We start from the raw sequence: 17,800 nt of genomic DNA on the forward strand, positions 1-17,800 counted from the left end.
CCTGACCGCGCGCGGCATCGAGCTGCCGCCGGGCGACGCCGCGGATCCGCCGGGGTGCGGTACGGCGTGGGCGGTCGCCGCCCGGAAGGAGCGCGCGTTCACGGAAGCGCTCCGGGCCGGAGCCGTCGAGGCGTTCTCGGAAGTCCGGCCCGCACTCGAAGCGCTGCGTGCCCAGGGGATGCTGTGCGCCGCGGTCTCCGCATCCAGACATGCCCGCCCGTTGCTGGAGTCCGCCGCGATCACCCCCCCTCGTCGACGTGCTCGTGGACGGCACGGATGCCGAGCGGCTGACCCTGGCGGGCAAGCCGGACCCCGCCCTGTTCCTGGAAGCGGTACGCCGGCTGCACGTGGACCCGGCCGACGCGGCGATGGTCGAAGACGCTCTGGCCGGGGTGGGGGCGGGCCGACGCGGTCATTTCGGCCTGGTGATCGGCCTGGACCGGTCCGGCGGCATGTCTGCCGCAGAGACCATGCGGGATCGCGGCGCGGATGTCGTGCTCCCTGACCTCACCGCCGTCGTCGAATCCGTTGCCGGAGCGTGTCCGTGAACACCGCGTGGACCTGGACTTTCGACCGCTACGACCCGAAGACGGAGCGGTCGGTCGAGGCCCTGTGCACCCTCGGCAACGGCCGGTTCGCCACGCGTGGAGCCGCCCCCGAATCACCCGCCGACGCCGTGCACTATCCCGGCACTTACGCGGCTGGCTGCTACAACTGGCTCTCCTCGCAGGTCGCCGGCAAGCAGGTCGGCAACGAGGACATGGTCAACCTCCCCGACTGGACCCGGGTGCGCTACCGCTGCCTGCCGGAGGACGGGCCGGCGGGGGAGTGGCTCACTCCCGACGACGCGAGCCTGCGCCACCACCGCGCCGTTCTGGACCTGCACGCGGGGACCCTCACCCGCCGCATGCTGTTCCAGGACGGCCACGGCCGTCGGCTCGGCGTCACCCACACCCGGCTCGTTCACATGGCGGACCCCTACCTCGCCGCTCAGCAGAGCACCTTCCGCGCGTCCGGATGGCGCGGAACCATCGAGATCCAGTCCGTACTCGACGGTGACGTCACCAATGCCGGCGTCGCGCGGTACCGGGCCCTCGATGGGCGCCACCTCACGGGCCACCGCACCGGCGTCGGCGCGGACGGCATCGCCTGGCTCTCCTGCGAGACCACATCGCTCCGCACCCGGATCGGCATCGCGGTACGCACATCCTCCCGCCCCCTGGCCGCCGTGACCCTGAGCTGCACGGAGGCGGCGACCGTGCAGACCTTCCGGTTGCCGATCTCCCGCGGACATCCCGTCGTCGTCCTCAAGGCAGCCGCCCTTCACAGCTCGCTGGACCGACCCGCAGGCGATCCGCTCACGTCTGCGGTCGAACACGTCACGCACGCACCGGACTTCGCGACCGCGCTCGCCGGCCACAAGGCCGCCTGGGAAGACCTGTGGAGCCGAGGCGAGGTAAAGATGCCCGGTGAGGCCGGCCGGATCCTCCGCCTCCACGCCTTCCACGTCCTGCAGACCCTCTCCCCCCACACGGCGGAGCTCGACGTCGGCGTACCCGCCAGAGGCCTGCACGGAGAGGCGTACCGGGGTCACGTCTTCTGGGACGAGCTGTTCGTCACCCCCTACCTCACCCTGCACCTCCCCGAGGTGGCACGCGCCGTGCTCATGTACCGCCACCGGCGCCTGCCCGCGGCCCGTGCCGCAGCGCGGCGGGCCGGGCGGCCGGGCGCGATGTTCCCCTGGCAGAGCGCCAGTTCGGGGCACGAGGAAACGCAGACGTTGCACCTCAATCCGCGCTCCGGCCGCTGGCTGCCGGACCACTCCCGCCTCCAGCGCCATGTGGGCTCCGCGATCGCCTGGAACGTCTGGCGCTATGCGCAGACCACCGGTGACACCGGCTTCCTGTACGGCCCCGGCGCCGAACTGCTCATGAGCATCGCCCGCTACTGGGGAGCGGCCGCCGACTACGACACCGACCGGGAGCGCTACCGGATCCGCGGGGTCGTGGGCCCGGACGAATATCACGACGCCTACCCCGGGGCCGCGACTCCGGGGATCGACGACAACGCCTACACGAACGTGACCGCCGCATGGGTGCTGGCCCGCGCACTCGAGCTGGCCGCAGAGCTGCCGAGGACGCGCATGCGTCAACTTGAGCAACAACTGGACGTCGATGCAGAGGTGTTGAACCGCTGGGAGGACGTGTCACGCCGTCTTCTCGTCCCCTTGCACGGCGATGTCATCAGCCAGTTCGAGGGCTACGGCGATCTGGCCGAGCTGGATTGGGACGCCTATCGCGCTCGGTACACGGACATCCGCCGCCTCGACCGGATCCTGGAGTCCGAGGACGACACGGTGAACCGCTACCAGGCGTCGAAGCAGGCCGACACCCTCATGCTCGGCTACCTCTTCCGCCCCGACGAGCTGCACGACATCTTCGCCCGGCTCGGCCACCGGCTCGACGACGACCTCTGGCGGGCGACCGTCGCGTACTACTTGCAGCGCACGAGCCACGGTTCGACGCTCAGCAGCCTCGTCCACGGCTGGGTCCTGGCCCGCCACAAGGGACCCGACGCCTGGCGGTACTGCGAGGAAGCACTGCTCGGCGACGTGATGGACATCCAGGGCGGCACCACCGGCGAAGGCATCCACCTCGGAGCCATGGCCGGCACCCTCGACCTCATCGAACGGGGCATCGTGGGGGTCGGGGTCGGCCCGGACGGACTGCGCATCGACCCCGTCCCGCTCCGGGAGGTGCCGCGCTGCTCCTTCACCGTCGACTGCCTGGGGCACCGCAGCATTCATATCCGGTTCCTCCCAGGAAAACTGGGCATCGAGGTCCCCTCGTCCCGAACGGCGCCTCCCCTTCCCCTGTGCCTGCCCGGTGGCGTGACTGCGGACCTGCCCGCGGGTCGGCAGAGGTGGTTCCGCATGGAAGCCGGCTGACCGGTGAACACCGTTCAGGAGCGCACACACCCTCTCGCGGGCACGGCACCGTCATCGTCGCCTCGTAGACGTCCGCGATGGTCGTCTCGGACTTGCCCGCCGCCTGCACGGCCTGCACCTGTCGGGCATGAGCCCTGCGGTTCCCTGCCCGGCCCGCCATGGGCGGGTCGGCCCCTCCGAGGTACGGACCGGTCGGCCCCTCGCTCCTGTCCCACTCGGCACTGCGGCGCAGCCACCTCCAGGCGTGACCGTGGAAGCCGGATGCCGATTCAGGCTCCGTTTCCGGAAGAGGTGGCCACGATGCAGCGCATCCGTATCCAGCCCCACCTGAAGCAGCCCCACAAGCCCGCGCCGCTGGACCTCCGCACGCCGTCCGGCCGCCCGCTCCCGTACTGAGGTGAGCTGGGTGAGGTCGTTGCTGCCGATGGAGAAGCCGTCGAAGCGTTCGGCGAAGTCCTCGGCCAGGATGACGTTGGCGGGGATCTCCGCCATGACGTACACCTTCAGACGGTCAGTGCCCAGTCGGCGAGGAGCCGGACCTCGGTGTCGGTCAGGACCCTTTGCGAGCGCTCCTCGGGGGTGGTGTCGACGGTCCGGGTCAGTCCGTGCTCCGCGTAGACCGCCTTCCGCCGCTTCGCTCCGACGCGTACGTCGACCAGCGGGTCCAGCTCCGGGTCCTCCAGGCTGGGCTTGAAGACGGTGTACTCATCGGGGTCGACCACCCTGGGCGTCGACCGCGACTCCGAAGCCCTCGCCCGCGTCTTCGACGAGACCGACCCGGCCGTCACCCGCAGCATCGAGACCCTCGTCCCGCGCGCCCAGTCCGTCGGCCGCACGGTCGGCCTGTGCGGCCGGCGACCCAGCGACGACCCCGCCTTCACCGAGTTCCTGGTCAAGACCGGTATCGACTCCATCTCCGTCGCCCCGGACAGCTTCGCGGTGGTCAAGCAGCACGTGGCCGCCGCCGAACTGGCCCGGTACGGGGAGGGCCGAACGGCCCCATCCGGGACCCGATGGCCCCAAGCGGAGCAGCCGTCCCCCTCGCGACAGTGAAAGAAGGCGGCACAGGAAGGCGCTGACCAGGCGCCGGAACGGAGCACACCATGCCAGGAACGCACCCAGAGCGCAGGCGCAGCCCGTTCCCCGACGTGTTTCCCGGGATGGACCCCGACAAGGACATCCAGATCACGGTCGAGGGGGACACCCTCACCGTCAGCGCCGAACACACCGAGAGCAAGGAGGAGAAGGATCACTCGGAGTTCCGCTACGGCTCCTCGCAGAGGGCCGTGCGCGTGCCGCTGCCGGCCGCGCCCGAGAAGTCCAGGCGCAGCATCCCCGTCAAGCGCACCACAGCAGATGGCAAGGGAGAGTCGTCATGACTTCCAAGCGCGTCCTGGTCGCCTACGGCACCAAGCACGGTGCGACCGCCGGCATCGCGTCCGAGATCGGCAGGACCCTGCGTGAGGACGGCCTCGACGCCGTCGTGGTCCCCGCCGACGACGTGGACGACGTACGCGGCTACGACGCCGTGGTGCTCGGAGGCGCCCTGTACGCCGGGCACTGGAGCGGCAAGGCCAAGCGCTGCGCCGAACGCAACGAGGACCTCCTCAAGCACCGCCCGGTCTACCTGTTCAGCAGCGGCCCCGTCGACAGTTCCGCCGAGCAGCACGACATCGCGCCGGTCCCGGCGGTGGCCCGGGAGATGGAGCGCCTCGGCGCACGCGAGCACGTCACTTTCGGCGGCAGCATCACCTCCAATACGCCCGGGTTCATCGCCCGAGCCATGGTCCGTGCCGGCAAGGGCGGGGACTTCCGCAATCCCGAGCGGATCCGGACGTGGGCCCACCACATCAGCGCCGAACTCGCCGCTCCCCGCTGAGCGGCCGGGCAGGATCAGAGCGCACGGAGGTGCACGATGTCCGAGGCCGTCACGCCCGGAGACGGGCCCCCACGATCGCGTCCGGCGAGAGCCGGCCGGGTGCGCCGGCTGTTCGGCGGACGTCCGAACGAGCTGTGTCGGCCGGTCGACCGGACCCGGCGCCGCTGGAACGTCGTCTTCGTCCTGTCCTTCCTGAGCGCCCTGCTCTGCGGCGTCGTCGTCACGACGGCCGTCTGGGACTCCGAAAGCCGGACCGCCAGGGAGGCGGCTGGCCACCGGCACCGGATCGAGGCGACGACGGTCGGCTCCGCGGAGCGCGGGGTCTCCAACCGCTCCGGCGGCACCTCGCGGGTGGTCGCTCCAGCCGTCTGGGAGTACCCGGCCGCTCACCAGCACGCTGACACGATCTCCGTCCCGTTCGGCACTCCGGCAGACCGGGCGGTCGCGATCTGGGTCGATGACGCCGGCCGGGAAGCGAAGGCGCCTTCGTCCGAAGCTCAACGCGCGCTCACGGCGGCAGCGGCGGGAGCCGGAGCTTTCGGACTGCTCGCCCTTGCCTCGGGGGCAGTGATCCGTCTTCGCCTCCACCTCGTCGAGACCCGCAGCCTGTCCCGGTGGGAGCACGAGTGGGAGGCCGTGGAGCCGCGCTGGTCCGGCAGGATGCGGCGCGAGCAGGGGTCCGGCGATGACTGAGGCAGCCACCCGGCCCCCGTCCCCTGCGGGCGGGCTGCCCCCGAGCCCTGACCCTCTGGAACCGTTGCCGCTCCTGAGGCGCGAACTCGGCACCGGGCCGAGTGGGCTCTCCGCACGCGAGGCGGCCCGCCGCCTTGCCGTCTACGGCCCGAACGAGGTCCGCCGCAAGGCGCGTACGTCACTGGGACGTGAACTCGTACGGCAACTGGTCCACCCCTTGGCTCTGCTGCTCTGGGCGGCCGCCGCGCTGGCGTTCGTCGCCGGCATTCCCGTGCTCGGATGGGCGATCATCGCCGTGGTTCTCGTCAACGCGGCGTTCGCGCTCGTCCAGGAGCGGCAGGCCGAGCAGGCGGTGGAGACTCTCGCGAAGTACCTGCCCGAGCACGCCCTGGTGATCCGCGACGGCCGGCCCTCGGCGGTGGAGGCAAGAGAACTGGTGCCGGGCGACCTGGTCGTTCTGGAAGAGGGTGCCAAGGTTCCCGCCGACGCACGGCTGACCGAGGGAGGCATCGAGGTCGACCTGTCGATGCTGACGGGGGAGTCCACCCCCGCCGAACGCATCGCCGGCCCCGGACTCGTCGGAGCACCGCTGCTACAGGAACCCAACCTCGTGTTCAGCGGCACCGTCTGCACCGGGGGCCAGGCACAGGCGATCGTGTTCGCCACCGGAGACCACACGGAACTCGGCCGCATCGCCGCACTGAGTCAGCGCACCCGCCGCGACCCAAGCCCCCTGGAACAGCAGGTCAAGAAGGTCGCCTGGCTCATCGCCGCCGTAGCGGTCGCCATGGGCGGCGTGTTCCTGGCGGCCGGAGTCGCCGTGGGCCTGCCGCTGACGGACACCCTCATGTTCGCGATCGGGCTCCTCGTCGCCAACGTCCCCGAAGGCCTGCTGCCGACCATCACCCTCGCGCTCGCCGTCGGCGTACGCGTCCTCGCCCGCCAAGGAGCGGTGATCAAACGCCTGAGCGCCGTCGAAACCCTCGGCTCCACCAACGTCATCTGCACCGACAAGACCGGAACCCTCACCCAGAACCGCATGCGACTCCAAGCCGTATGGACGCCGGAGCACGGAAGGGAGCCCGGCCCCTGGGACGGAGAACTGCTGCGAACCGGCGCGCTGTGCACGACGGTCACCCGCGGTGAGGGAGGCGAACTTCACGGCGACCCGACGGAAATGGCTCTGGTGGAAGGTGCCGCTGGCCACGCCGCTCCCGTCGACCTCGACGGCCGTGACACCGGGCGCCGAGCCCTCTTCCGCTTCGACCCCCGGCTGCGTCTGATGTCCGTCGTCCAAGCCGATGGCTTGCAGGGTCTGCGCGTCATCGTCAAGGGCGCGCCGGAGACGGTGCTGCAAACCCTGGAAGGCAGTTCGCAGTCCGCGGCCGCTGCGGCGGAGGAACTCGCCCACGAAGGCATGCGCGTCCTGGCGGTCGCCGTCCGAACACTGCCGGCCGGTGCCGAGGTGCCGAGTCGCCGCCAGGACGCGGAGACCGGGCTGCGCCTGCTCGGGCTCGTCGGCCTGTACGACCCACCGCGTCCCGAAGTCGCCGCTGCTGTCCGGCGCTGCCACGAGGCAGGGCTCCGCGTGCACATCGTGACCGGTGACAACGGCGCCACCGCCGCGGCCGTCGCACGCGAAGTCGGCATAGGCCTACCTCGTCTGCAGGTGGTGGCACAGTCCGAGTCGGTCGGCGACCACGAACTCGACGCACTCCTCGCACCGTCGGACGCCGAAGTCGTCTTCGCCCGCTCCTCACCGGAGACCAAGCTGAAGGTGGCCGACGCCCTGCGCGCCCACGGGCAGATCGTCGCCATGACCGGTGACGGGGTCAATGACGCCCCCGCCCTGCACCGGGCCCACATCGGAGTGGCGATGGGACTCTCCGGCACGGACGTGGCCCGGGAGGCGTCGACCATGGTGCTGACCGACGACAACTTCGCCACCATCGTCACCGCGATCGAATCGGGCCGCCGCGTCTACGACAACGTCCGCAAGTTCATCGTCTACATCTTCGCCCACCTCACTCCCGAGGTCGTGCCCTTCCTGGTCTTCGCGCTGTCGGCCGGCACGGTCCCACTTCCGCTGACCGTCCTGCAGATCCTCGCCATCGACCTCGGCACCGAGACCCTCCCCGCCCTCGCTCTCGGCCGCGAACGAGCCGAGCCGGGCACCATGAGCCGCCCTCCCCGCCCGAGCTCGCAAGGAGTCATCTCCCGAGACATGCTCATCCGTAGCTGGGGCTACCTCGGTACCGTCTCCGCGGTCCTGGTCATGGGCGCGTTCTTCTACGTACTGTGGCGCGCGGGCTGGCACCCGGGCGACCCCACCGGCACGGGCAGCCCCCTGCACCACGCGTACGTCACCGCGACCACGGCCACGTTCGCAGGCATCGTCACCTGCCAGGTCGGCACCGCCTTCGCCGCCCGCACCGACCATGCGGCCCTGCGCGACATCGGTCTGTTCACCAACCCCCTGCTCCTGGCGGGCATCGCCTTCGAGCTCGTTTTCACGGCAGCCCTCGTTTACGCGCCGCCCCTGCAGGGCCTGTTCGGTACCGCCGCCCTGCCGCTGGACGTCGTCGCCCTCATCGCGACCTTCCCCGTCATCGTCTGGGGCACCGACGAACTGCGGCGATGGGTCCGGCGCACTCACCGGCACACGACGCCCTGACACCCTTACCGGAGGCACGCCATGTCACATATTGCTGAATGGAAGGTCCGTCTCCACCTCTTCGAGGAGGACCATACGACCAAGGCCCGCCTGGAACTGGACACCGGCACGAACAAGCTCACCGGCCACGGCACCGCCCGCTGCGCACCCCAGGACACCGACGTCCCGGAGATCGGCGACGAGCTCGCGGTCGCTCGCGCCATGGAGGATCTCGCCCTCCAGATGAAGCGAGCCGCCTACGGTGACATGCGGCCCGCCAGTGCCCCGTCTCTCCCGGAGTCCCTCAAGCCGTACCCCGGGTGGCTGGATACCGGAGCGTGACCAGCAAGGACCGGTGGCCGGTCCGACCAGTGTGTCCGAAGGCGATCAGGGGATCTTGCACACCGTCCTCGGCAGGGACCTTTGGCCCCCATGAAGGTCCTGAGCGGCCCTCTTCCTGACGGGGTCCGCGGTGTCAGCGTGAGAACAGACCCCACTGGCCCCGGGCGAGGAGGAATCATGAAGAACAGCGTCAGCGGTTCGGAACTCGGCTCCGTCATCGTCGGCGTCGACGGCTCCGAGCCCGCCCGTCAGGCCGCCCTCTGGGCAGCGGCAGAGGCCGAGCGTCGCGGGCGTCCGCTGCACATCGTGTACGGCGCCGACACGGACGGCCGGGCCCTCTACGTGTCGGCGGAGACCATCGAGCGCGTCCGTGTCGCCGGCCGCGAACTGCTCGACGAAACTGCCGCCGCGGTCAATGAACAGCACCCCGGCCTGGGCGCCACCACAGAGTTCAGTCGTGGCGACCCGGTGGCCGGCCTGCACCGGGCGGCCGGCCTTCGCGGCACCATCGTGGTCGGCAACCGGGGTCTGGGCGGATTCAACTCGCTCATGCTCGGATCCGTCGGCCTGAAGGTCGCGGCAGGAGCGAAGACGCCCGTCATCATCGTCAGAGGAACCGACGGCGGCGCCGAGAGCGGGACGGTGCTCGCCGGGGTCCGTGACGAGCACGACCTGGACTGCGTCCGTCACGCGGCGCGCGAGGCCGAGCTCCGCAAGGCCGAGCTGCGGCTGCTCCACGTGTGGAACGTGCTCCAGTCCGTAGGCAGCGTGGTGACCATGATGGACGACGTCACGGAGATCGCCGACGAGTACGTCCGGCACCTGACCGCGGTGACCGAGCAGATCCGCCAGGAGTTCCCGGACCTCACCGTGCGGGCGGACGCCGAGAAGAGCGTGTCCGTCGCCGGTGTCCTGGTCGAGGCTTCCCGACACGCCGACCTGCTGGTCATGGGCGGACGGCGGGCCTCCGCATACCTGGGACCCACCCTCGGGCGGCACACCCACAGCCTCGTGCACCACTCCCACTGCCCCGTGCTGCTCGTCCCGCGCCACACGGACGAGCACGGAGACGAATCGTGATGGCCGCCGCCGAACGCCGCGAGATCGTCGTCGGTATCGACCCGGCCAGGGACTGGCACCTACCCCTGGCCTGGGCGTCGGACGAGGCCCACCGCCGTGGGACCGGGCTCCGACTCGTCGTGACCGTGCCTCCTCCGCACCACGCACGGCACGTCGACGACACCCCTCGCACCACTGCCCTGCGCCAGGCGGGCTCGGAAGCCCTCGCGGCCGGTACCGACTGGGCGAGGGAACGACACCCGGGGGCCGCCGTGGCCACGGACCTGATCGAAGGATTCCCCGTCCCCGCCATAGGCCGCCTCTCCCACCAGGCCCGCATGCTCGTACTCGGATCCCGCCACCTGAGCCGGACCGCGGAGCACTTCAGCGCCGGCTCCACGGTGGTCCCGGTCACGGCCCAGGCGCACTGCCCGGTCGTCGTGGTCGGAAACCCCGAACACATCACCCAGCAGCCGCCCTACCTGGTCGTGGGCATCGACGGCAGCGAGTCCTCGAAGGCGGCGCTCGCGCTGGCCTTCGAGGAAGCCGACCTGCGCGGCGCCGCGCTGCGCGCCATCGCGGTATGGCAGCCGCCGGTCTTCCTCCTCCACGACGAGGAGGTCGCACTGCAGGCCCAGCGGCGGATGCTGTCCGAGGCCACGGCCGGCTGGTCGCAGAAATATCCGGACGTGGTGCTCTCCCACGAGATCCCGATCGGACATCCGGTCGAGGAGCTCGCGGAGGCCGCCGAACACGCCCTGGCCGTGGTGGTGGGCCGCCGCGGACGCGGAGGCTACTCCGGCATGCGCCTGGGTTCCGTCGTCCACGGACTGCTGCACCGGGCGTTCTGCCCGGTGATCACGGTTCCTGCCGAATAGGACCGCCATGGCGATGCCCCCGGCCACCGCGCAGGTACCTGCCCGCACGCCCGACGGCCTCACCGACGTCGAGGCGGAACGCCGACTGACCGAGCACGGCCGCAACGAGATCCCGCCCGCCCCGGCGACACCCTGGTACGCCAGGGTGCTGGCCCAGCTGCGCGATCCGCTGATCATGGTGTTGCTGGGCGCGGTGGTCCTGACGATCGCGATCGGTGACCACGCCGACGCGGTGGTCATCGCCGTGGTGATCGTCGTCAACACGACCGTGGGCGTCGTGCAGGAGACCCGTGCCGACCACGCCGTGGCCGCTCTTTCCGCGATGTCGGCACCGAAGGCGCGGGTCCTGCGGGGCGGTGCTCCGCGCGAGGTCCCCGCCGCCGCCGTGGTGCCCGGCGATGTCCTGCTCCTCGCCGAGGGTGACATCGTGGCGGCCGACGCCGATGTCACCGAGGCGTCCGCCCTGATGATCGACGAATCCATGCTCACCGGGGAATCCGTCCCCGTGGACAAGGAGGACGATTCGACGGTGGGCGCGGGGACCGTGGTCGTGCGAGGCCGGGGTGTGGCGACGGTGAACGCCACCGGTCCCGACAGCGCGCTCGGCCGGATCGCCGCCCTCCTCGACACCAAGCGGGAGCCGACACCCCTGCAACACCGTCTCGCCTCGCTGGGGCGCATCCTGGCCATCGTGACCCTGGCCCTCTGCCTGGTGGTCTTCGGCCTCGGGCTCGTCCAGGGCCTGCCGCTCGGGATCATGGCGGTGACGGCGATCAGCCTCGCCGTCGCAGCGGTCCCGGAATCCCTGCCGGCCGTCGTGACCCTGGCCCTCGCACTGGGAGCCCGGCGCATGGCGGCCCGGCACGCCCTCATCCGCCGGCTCCCCGCCGTGGAGACCCTCGGCTCGGTCACCGTCCTCGCCACCGACAAGACCGGCACCCTCACCGAAGGCCGCATGGTCGTCCAGCACGTGTGGACGCCACGGGCCGCGGTCGACTTCTTCGGAGTGGGGTACGAACCGCGGGGAGACGTCCTGGTCGAGGGCAGGCAGCCGACGGCGGCCGAGCTCGGCCCCGTACAGGAGCTGCTGACGGCCGCGTCGCTCTGCAACGACGCCTCCCTGCGGCCGCCCCAGGGAGAGCCCCCGGACGAGGACCGGTGGTCCGCGGTCGGCGACCCCATGGAGGCCGCCCTCCTGTCGGCCGCCGTCAAGGCCGGGTGCGGCGAGCCGGAGCTTCTCAGGGACATCCACCCCAGGACGTGGGAGATCCCGTTCGACAGTGGACGCAAGCGCATGACGACAGTCCACCGCCTGTCGTCCGGCGGCGCCCTGGTGTGTCTGAAGGGCGCCCCGGAGGTGGTCTTGGACGCAGCTGTTCTCGCCGACCGCAGGGACCTCGTGGCCGGCGCCCGGCAGCAGGCGGCGATCCTGGCCTCCCGCGGATACCGGGTGCTCGCCGTGGCGTCCGCCGAACACGCCGAGCAACCGGACACCGCGGAGACGGCCGAGGCGGGGCTGAGGCTCTTGGGCCTGGTCGCCATCAGCGATCCGCCCAAGCCCGCTGCAGCGGCCACTCTCGCCGCTTGCCACGCGGCCGGCATCACCCCGGTCCTGATCACTGGAGACCACCCGGCCACGGCACGCGCGATCGCCGTCCGCGTGGGCCTGGCCGGCGCGGACAGCGATGACGAGACCGTGGTCAACGGCCCCGATCTGGCGGCAGGCCGGGTGGCCGACCTCACCGCCGCACGCGTCTTCGCCCGGACCGATCCGCAGCAGAAGCTCGACATCGTCGATGCCTGGCGGGCCCGGGGAGCCGTCACCGCCATGACCGGCGACGGCGTCAACGACGGCCCCGCCCTGCGCCGCGCCGACATCGGGGTAGCCATGGGACAGCGGGGCACAGAGGTCGCCCGCCAGGCTGCCGACCTCGTGCTGACCGACGACGACCTGTCGACCGTGGTTGCGGCCGTCGAGGAGGGCCGGCGGGTCTACGACAACATCCGTCGCTTCCTCGTCTACGGTCTGGCCGGCGGCGCCGCCGAGATCCTCGTCATGCTGAGCGGCCCCCTCCTCGGCCTTCCGCTCCCGCTCAGGGCGGGCCAGATCCTGTGGATCAACCTCCTGACCCACGGGCTGACCGGGGTGGCCATGGGCGCCGAACCGGTGGACCCGGAGGCGATGCACAGGCCCCCGAGGCCGCCCGGCCAGCACATCCTCGGCGCGGGCGCCTGGCAGCGCCTCGTGGTCCTCGCCGCAGTCGTCACAGCTGCCTGCCTCACTGCCGGGACGGTCGCACGGGCCTGGGGCCTGCCCTGGCAGAGCGTCCTCTTCCTGTCCCTGCTCGCTGCGCAGCTCGGCGTCGTGCTGGGCCTGCGAACCCGCTTGCTGACCCGGGAGAACCTCTTCCTGCCCCTGTCCGTCCTCGCGTCCGCCCTGCTCGGGGCGGCAGCGCTCTACCTTCCGCCGCTGCAGTCGGTTCTGGAGACCGCACCTCTTGGATGGCCGGGCCTTGCCCTGGCATCAGCCGCCCTCGTGAGCGGCTTCACGGCAGCCCGACTCGCACGACACGCATTCCGAAGGAGCTGATGATCATGAAGGCGCACACCTCCGAGCACGGTGCCCATGCCCGCGTCGGCGACGAGATCGTGGTGGGCGGGCCCTCGGTGGGCCAAGCGGGTCGCGACGGCGAAGTCGTCGGTCTGCACCACGACGACGGCACCCCGCCCTACGACGTCCGCTGGTCGGACACGGGCAAGACGACCCTCTTCTTCCCCGGACCGGACGCACACATCCGGTATCTCGGCGCGGACGACTCCGGCTGACGCCTTCAGCCTGCGCGGGAAGGCGGTAGCGGGGATACGGTGAAGAGGCAGGCCGGACATCCCCTGGGCGCCGCTTGGAGGTACCGCATGGGCGCGGACGAGCAGGGTGCCGAGCGTTCGGGGCTGCCGAGGCTCCGGCTGGACGAACTCCTCGAAGAGCTCCAGGTCCGCATCGACGAAGTGCGCGGCACCAGGGACCGGCTCAACGGCCTCCTCGAAGCCGTGATGTCCGTCGGCCGGGAGCTCGACCTTCCTCAGGTCCTGAGGGGCATCGTCGAAGCCGCCGTCGTCCTGGTGGACGCGGAGTACGGCGCCCTCGGCGTCATCGGCGACGACCAGAAGCTCGCCCAGTTCCTCCCCGTCGGCATCAGCGACGACCTCCGGGCCGAGATCGGCGACCTGCCCTCCGGCCACGGCATCCTCGGCGAACTCATCCGCCACCCCGAGGCCCTACGGCTGTCGGAGTTGTCCGATCACCCCGCCTCCTACGGGTTCCCGGCCCACCACCCCCCGATGCACTCCTTCCTCGGCGTCCCCATCCGGGTCCGCGAGGACGTGTTCGGCAACCTCTACATGACCGAGAAGCGCGGCGGCATCGACTTCGACGAGGAGGACGAGGCGGTCCTGTCCACGCTGGCGGTGGCAGCCGGCATCGCCATCGAGAACGCCCGCCTCTACGAGGAAGTACGTCTCCGGGAACGCTGGCTGACCGCCAGCTCCGATTTCACCAGCGCTCTGCTCTCCGGCCTTGCCGAAACGGAGGTACTGGAGGGCATGCTGGAGCGGGCCCGCGCCATCACGGGCGCTGACATCGGTGTCTTCTACCTCGTGGGCCAGGGTGGGGAGCTGCGCGGCTCGCTTGCCCTCGGTGAGGGCGCTGAGGCGCATCGCGGCATCGTGTTGCCCAGCAGTGCGGGAACCCTGGCAGCAGCCGCCCTCGGCGAGGAGGACGGGCTGATCACTGTTGCCGACGTCGGGACCGACGACCGGATCACGGTGCAGCCGGAACGCTGGACGGGCTTCGGCCCCGCCGTCGCCGTCACGGTCGGCACCAAGGAGCAGCTGAGCGGTGTCCTCATCCTTGCCCGCAGACGCGGCCGCCCGGCGTTCGCCCGCGCCGAGATCGCAGCCCTGCCCGGCTTCGCCGGTCAGGCCGCCCTGGCCCTGGAGCTCGCCGACCGGCGCCGGGACACCGAGCAGATGAGCATGCTGGCGGACCACGACCGCATCGCCCGCGACCTGCACGATCTCGCCATCCAGCGCCTTTTCGCCACCGGCATGACCCTGCAGAGCGCCCAACGCTTCGTCGAGCATCCCGAGGCTTCGGAACGGCTCGCCCGAGCCATCGACGACCTGGATGCCACCATCAAGATCATTCGCTCGACGATCTTCGGCCTCCGCGACCACGAGGCGCCCGGGGTCACGCCGAAGCTGCGGCTGCGTGCTGTCCAAGCCGTGGAGGAGGCAGCCCGGACACTCGGCTTCACCCCGGCCCTGCGGATGGAGGGCCTGATCGACACCGACGTACCCCTGGAGACCGCGGACGAGGCGCTCGCGGTGATCGGGGAGGCACTCACCAACGTGGCCCGCCATGCACAGGCGGGCAGCGCAGAAGTGTCCCTCTCGGCCGTCGAGGGCGTACTGACCGTACGGGTCACCGACGACGGAGTGGGAGTGGCACAGGGAGGCCGTCACAGCGGGCTCCGCAATCTCGCCGAGAGGGCCGAACGCCTGGGCGGCGAGCTCTCCGTATCGGCGCACGGGTCGACCGGGCCGGGGACGAAACTGGAATGGCGGGTACCGCTGGATGGAGGCGACTTCCCACCCCTCGGGTGACCCCCGTCGACACTCAGCTCCGGCCCATGCCGTGCTCCGGCTCGTGCCCGCGCCCGTGTTCGTGGACCTGCGCGGCGATGACGGCGGCCTGCACCCGGCGCTCCACCCCCAGCTTGCCCAGCAGCCGCGAGATGTGGTTCTTGACCGTCTTCTCGGACAGGTACAGCCGCTTGGCGATCTGCGCGTTCGTGAGGCCCTCGCCGATCAGTTCGAGCACGGAACGCTCCCGCTCGGAGAGAGCGGCCAGGCGATCGTCGTGCGGAGCCTTGACGGTCTCCGGGTCCCTCAGCGAGTGCATCAGCCGAGCGGTCGTCGCAGGGTCCAGCATGGACTGTCCGGTCGCCACGGTCCGTACGGCCGAAACCAGGTCCGCCCCCTTTATCTGCTTGAGGACGTAGCCGGCCGCTCCGGCCATGATCGCGTCGAGCAGCGCGTCCTCGTCATCGAACGAGGTCAGCATCAAACAGGCGAGATCCGGCATCCGCGAGCGCAACTCGCGGCACACGGTGATCCCGTCGCCGTCGGGCAGCCGGACGTCGAGCACGGCGACGTCCGGGCGTAGCGCCGGCCCGCGGGTCAATGCCTGCTCGGCGGTCGATGCCTCGCCGATGACGTCGATGTCGGGCTCCGCGTCAAGCAGGTCGTACAGGCCGCGGCGTACTACCTCGTGGTCGTCCAGGAGGAAGACCCTGATGGGCGCCCCGGACGAGACAGAGGGGGCTGGTGCGTCGGACATGTACGCCCCTGTGATCGATCGGCTGTGCGTACGTCTTGTCGTACGCATTGTCTCAGGGGAGCGGACGGACGCACCTTGTGGTGCGTACCGGAGCCGGCGCGGCGGTGAAGGGTTTCAGGCAGCTCCGGCGGGCCGCCCTTCCAGCTCCATGCGTACGTCCACCACGCCTTCCACAGCACGGATGGCGCGGGCCACCAGCGGCACCAGGGCGCGACTACGGAGAGATCCCCGCAGGGTGACGACGCCGTCCTTCACCGATGCCTGTAGATCTACCGGGGGAGCGAGCTCGGCGAGAACCGCGTCGCGGATCTCCTCCTCGATCTCCTCGTCGGTGCGCAGGAAGACCTTGAGCAGGTCGCTCCGGCTCACGACCCCCTCCAGCATCCCCACGCCGTTCACCACGGGGAGGCGCTTCACGCGCTTGCGGGCCATGATCTGGGCAGCCTCGGCGAGGGTGGCGTCGGGGTGTACGGTCACGGCCGGACTCGACATCAGCTCCTCGGCCAGCACACCTCCCGCCTTGGAAGCCTCTTCCAGCTGATCGGGAAGCCGGGGGTCGTCCCGCCGGAACTCCTCCTTCGGCAGAAGATCCGCCTCGGAGACCACCCCGACGACACGCCCCTCGCCCTCCAGGACGGGAACGGCGCTGACCTTCCACTGGTCCATCAGCTCGACGATCTCCTTGTACGAAGCCTCACGGCCGATGGCCACGGCCGTATGGGTCATGACGTCGCTGACGGTGTACCGGGACGCGGGCATGACGCCCTCCTCACTGCTGGGGGTTCAGGTGCGGGACACCGGCCGTCAGAGATAGCTGCCACTGCCGTGCGGGGCGTAGAGGTCGAGCAGCCGGATACGGGCGGCGTGCAGCCGGTGCGCGAGCACCTGCGCTACCCAGTGGCCCATCGCGGAGCCGAAAGCAGGGTCGGCATCCATCATCGTGCGCACCGCGCCGGCGTCGAATTCGTACGTGCGCACCGGCGTCGTGGCCACCGCGCCCAGTCTCCAGGCACTGGGCTGCAGCATCCACGAGCACCCCACGAGTTCGCCCGGTCCGAGCCTTTCGATCACTGCCGGCTGTCTGCCGGGCACATGCACGTCCAGGGCGACGATGCCGGTTCGGACGATCCAGAACCTGTCCGCCCGGCCGCCCTCGTTGAAGAGGCGTGCGCCCTCGGGGAAGTTGACCTCCCGCGCGATGTCCATCAGCCGGGAACGGTGCTCAGCCGGCAACGCGCCGGCGATCTTCGTAGGGGGAGTGGTCCTCATGGCGGCCTCCGGTCGATTCCTCTTCAATTCTGTGCGGCTCCACAGGCAGTAGGCATGAGCCGACCGGCCCCCGATTCCGCAGGACAGGGGACCGTTCGGCCCTGGCACGGCACGCGAGGAGGCAAGGACGCTGGGTGAAGCCGACACCGACACGACGAGGTCGGAGCGGAGGGCCGTGTGATGGATCACGAAACCGCCTGGAGGCCGGACCACGGCCCCGTCCCGGACCCGATGCGGTCCACGGAGCAGCTGGACCGCTCCGAAGCGCTGCGGCTCCTGGGCACCGTGCCGCTGGGCCGCATCGTCTTCACCCACCAGGCACTGCCGGCCATCCGACCGGTGAACCACGTGGTCGAGGGGGAGGACGTGATCGTCCGGCTCGACGAAGGCGCTTCACGCGCGTCGCTGGTGGCGATCCCCGGCACACCCGGCATCGTCCTCGCCTACGAAGCCGACGCCATCGACCCCGGCACGCATCTCGGCTGGAGTGTCGTGGTGATCGGCTACGCCGAGCTCGTCGAGAACCGCAACGACGCCGAACGGCTTGAGGCGCTGCTCGACCCGTGGACGAACCGGCCGATGGCCGGCGTGCTGCGCATCCGGGCCGAACTCGTCACAGGGTTTCGCCTGGGGCCGGAACCTCGGCCGATTTCCGCCGCCGGGTGAGTCCCGGCCCTGCTTC

The 17,800-nt window shown here is 70.8% G+C and carries 17 protein-coding genes and 2 pseudogenes; 14 read left to right on the forward strand and 5 right to left on the reverse strand.

Annotated elements, in window-relative coordinates:
- Nucleotides 1-257 precede the first annotated feature (257 nt).
- Together OG624_RS35035 and OG624_RS35040 are read left to right on the forward strand one after the other, a co-directional pair.
- Nucleotides 258-548, forward strand: coding sequence for an HAD-IA family hydrolase (locus tag OG624_RS35035; protein ID WP_343299047.1), 291 nt, complete (start codon nt 258-260; stop codon nt 546-548).
- Nucleotides 545-2,947: a glycoside hydrolase family 65 protein gene (locus tag OG624_RS35040; protein ID WP_033223152.1), complete on the forward strand. Its 2,403-nt coding sequence runs from the start codon at nt 545-547 to the stop codon at nt 2,945-2,947. The genes OG624_RS35035 and OG624_RS35040 overlap by 4 nt, the downstream gene beginning before the upstream one ends.
- Before the next feature lie 435 nt (nt 2,948-3,382).
- On the opposite strand, the pseudogene OG624_RS35045 reads toward OG624_RS35040, so the two are convergent.
- Together OG624_RS35045 and OG624_RS35050 are read right to left on the reverse strand one after the other, a co-directional pair.
- Nucleotides 3,383-3,439 (reverse strand): annotated as a pseudogene (locus OG624_RS35045) (hypothetical protein); the annotation flags it as partial.
- Nucleotides 3,440-3,450: 11 nt separating this feature from the next.
- A complete protein-coding gene (locus OG624_RS35050) occupies nt 3,451-3,669 on the reverse strand; it encodes a PEP/pyruvate-binding domain-containing protein (RefSeq protein ID WP_244290859.1) in 219 nt (72 codons plus the stop codon).
- Between OG624_RS35050 and OG624_RS35055 the strand changes: the two genes are divergently transcribed.
- From OG624_RS35055 to OG624_RS35105, 11 genes and pseudogenes are all read left to right on the forward strand, one after another.
- Nucleotides 3,647-4,000 (forward strand): putative PEP-binding protein, encoded by a 354-nt coding sequence (locus OG624_RS35055; RefSeq protein WP_033223153.1) that lies wholly within the window; start codon nt 3,647-3,649, stop codon nt 3,998-4,000. The genes OG624_RS35050 and OG624_RS35055 overlap by 23 nt on opposite strands.
- Before the next feature lie 50 nt (nt 4,001-4,050).
- Entirely contained in the window at nt 4,051-4,326 is a 276-nt protein-coding gene (locus tag OG624_RS35060; RefSeq protein WP_266354541.1) for an Hsp20/alpha crystallin family protein, read from the forward strand.
- The gene (locus tag OG624_RS35065) at nt 4,323-4,826 is read left to right on the forward strand and encodes a flavodoxin domain-containing protein (protein WP_033223157.1); all 504 of its coding nucleotides are present in this window, start codon (nt 4,323-4,325) and stop codon (nt 4,824-4,826) included. Before OG624_RS35060 ends, OG624_RS35065 begins: the two co-directional genes overlap by 4 nt.
- Before the next feature lie 36 nt (nt 4,827-4,862).
- Entirely contained in the window at nt 4,863-5,519 is a 657-nt protein-coding gene (locus OG624_RS35070) for an Rv1733c family protein (RefSeq protein WP_371640316.1), read from the forward strand.
- Nucleotides 5,512-8,193, forward strand: a complete 2,682-nt coding sequence (locus OG624_RS35075; RefSeq protein ID WP_033223160.1) for a cation-translocating P-type ATPase — start codon at nt 5,512-5,514, stop codon at nt 8,191-8,193. The genes OG624_RS35070 and OG624_RS35075 overlap by 8 nt, the downstream gene beginning before the upstream one ends.
- Before the next feature lie 21 nt (nt 8,194-8,214).
- Complete coding sequence (locus OG624_RS35080) at nt 8,215-8,514, forward strand: DUF1876 domain-containing protein (protein WP_033223162.1); 300 nt, start codon at nt 8,215-8,217, stop codon at nt 8,512-8,514.
- 177 nt (nt 8,515-8,691) lie between these two features.
- Nucleotides 8,692-9,594 carry a universal stress protein gene (locus tag OG624_RS35085; RefSeq protein WP_033223164.1) on the forward strand — a complete coding sequence of 301 codons (903 nt, stop codon included), beginning with the start codon at nt 8,692-8,694 and terminating at the stop codon, nt 9,592-9,594.
- Nucleotides 9,594-10,451 (forward strand): universal stress protein, encoded by an 858-nt coding sequence (locus tag OG624_RS35090; RefSeq protein ID WP_266448553.1) that lies wholly within the window; start codon nt 9,594-9,596, stop codon nt 10,449-10,451. Before OG624_RS35085 ends, OG624_RS35090 begins: the two co-directional genes overlap by 1 nt.
- A gap of 7 nt (nt 10,452-10,458) precedes the next feature.
- Nucleotides 10,459-13,041: a cation-translocating P-type ATPase gene (locus OG624_RS35095; RefSeq protein ID WP_208869380.1), complete on the forward strand. Its 2,583-nt coding sequence runs from the start codon at nt 10,459-10,461 to the stop codon at nt 13,039-13,041.
- Between the two features lie 5 nt (nt 13,042-13,046).
- A pseudogene (locus tag OG624_RS35100) lies at nt 13,047-13,256 on the forward strand (DUF1918 domain-containing protein); the annotation flags it as partial.
- 108 nt (nt 13,257-13,364) lie between these two features.
- Nucleotides 13,365-15,113, forward strand: coding sequence for a sensor histidine kinase (locus OG624_RS35105; RefSeq protein WP_033223170.1), 1,749 nt, complete (start codon nt 13,365-13,367; stop codon nt 15,111-15,113).
- Between the two features lie 13 nt (nt 15,114-15,126).
- Here the strand turns inward: OG624_RS35105 and OG624_RS35110 are convergent, their stop codons facing one another.
- The 3 genes from OG624_RS35110 to OG624_RS35120 all read right to left on the reverse strand — a co-directional run bounded on the left by OG624_RS35110 (nt 15,127) and on the right by OG624_RS35120 (nt 17,118).
- Nucleotides 15,127-15,849 (reverse strand): response regulator, encoded by a 723-nt coding sequence (locus tag OG624_RS35110; protein ID WP_033223172.1) that lies wholly within the window; start codon nt 15,847-15,849, stop codon nt 15,127-15,129.
- Between the two features lie 114 nt (nt 15,850-15,963).
- On the reverse strand, nt 15,964-16,608 hold the full coding sequence (locus tag OG624_RS35115) for a CBS domain-containing protein (RefSeq protein ID WP_033223173.1): 645 nt from the start codon (nt 16,606-16,608) through the stop codon (nt 15,964-15,966).
- Between the two features lie 45 nt (nt 16,609-16,653).
- A complete protein-coding gene (locus OG624_RS35120; protein ID WP_033223175.1) occupies nt 16,654-17,118 on the reverse strand; it encodes a Crp/Fnr family transcriptional regulator in 465 nt (154 codons plus the stop codon).
- Between the two features lie 180 nt (nt 17,119-17,298).
- On the opposite strand from OG624_RS35120, the gene OG624_RS35125 reads away from it, so the two are divergent.
- Nucleotides 17,299-17,784, forward strand: coding sequence for a pyridoxamine 5'-phosphate oxidase family protein (locus tag OG624_RS35125; RefSeq protein ID WP_033223179.1), 486 nt, complete (start codon nt 17,299-17,301; stop codon nt 17,782-17,784).
- Nucleotides 17,785-17,800 lie beyond the last annotated feature (16 nt).

This window comes from Streptomyces virginiae, assembly GCF_041432505.1.
Classification (GTDB): Bacteria; Actinomycetota; Actinomycetes; order Streptomycetales; family Streptomycetaceae; genus Streptomyces; species Streptomyces virginiae_A.

Excerpts from the sequence above, each read along its gene's own strand:
- OG624_RS35060 (WP_266354541.1), top strand. The coding sequence starts at position 4,051 with ATGCCAGGAACGCACCCAGAGCGCAGGCGCAGCCCGTTCCCCGACGTG.
- OG624_RS35065 (WP_033223157.1), top strand. The coding sequence starts at position 4,323 with ATGACTTCCAAGCGCGTCCTGGTCGCCTACGGCACCAAGCACGGTGCG.
- OG624_RS35070 (WP_371640316.1), top strand. The coding sequence starts at position 4,863 with ATGTCCGAGGCCGTCACGCCCGGAGACGGGCCCCCACGATCGCGTCCG.
- OG624_RS35075 (WP_033223160.1), top strand. The coding sequence starts at position 5,512 with ATGACTGAGGCAGCCACCCGGCCCCCGTCCCCTGCGGGCGGGCTGCCC.
- OG624_RS35080 (WP_033223162.1), top strand. The coding sequence starts at position 8,215 with ATGTCACATATTGCTGAATGGAAGGTCCGTCTCCACCTCTTCGAGGAG.
- OG624_RS35085 (WP_033223164.1), top strand. The coding sequence starts at position 8,692 with ATGAAGAACAGCGTCAGCGGTTCGGAACTCGGCTCCGTCATCGTCGGC.
- OG624_RS35090 (WP_266448553.1), top strand. The coding sequence starts at position 9,594 with ATGGCCGCCGCCGAACGCCGCGAGATCGTCGTCGGTATCGACCCGGCC.
- OG624_RS35095 (WP_208869380.1), top strand. The coding sequence starts at position 10,459 with ATGGCGATGCCCCCGGCCACCGCGCAGGTACCTGCCCGCACGCCCGAC.
- OG624_RS35105 (WP_033223170.1), top strand. The coding sequence starts at position 13,365 with ATGGGCGCGGACGAGCAGGGTGCCGAGCGTTCGGGGCTGCCGAGGCTC.
- OG624_RS35110 (WP_033223172.1), bottom strand. The coding sequence starts at position 15,849 with ATGTCCGACGCACCAGCCCCCTCTGTCTCGTCCGGGGCGCCCATCAGG.
- OG624_RS35115 (WP_033223173.1), bottom strand. The coding sequence starts at position 16,608 with ATGCCCGCGTCCCGGTACACCGTCAGCGACGTCATGACCCATACGGCC.
- OG624_RS35120 (WP_033223175.1), bottom strand. The coding sequence starts at position 17,118 with ATGAGGACCACTCCCCCTACGAAGATCGCCGGCGCGTTGCCGGCTGAG.
- OG624_RS35125 (WP_033223179.1), top strand. The coding sequence starts at position 17,299 with ATGGATCACGAAACCGCCTGGAGGCCGGACCACGGCCCCGTCCCGGAC.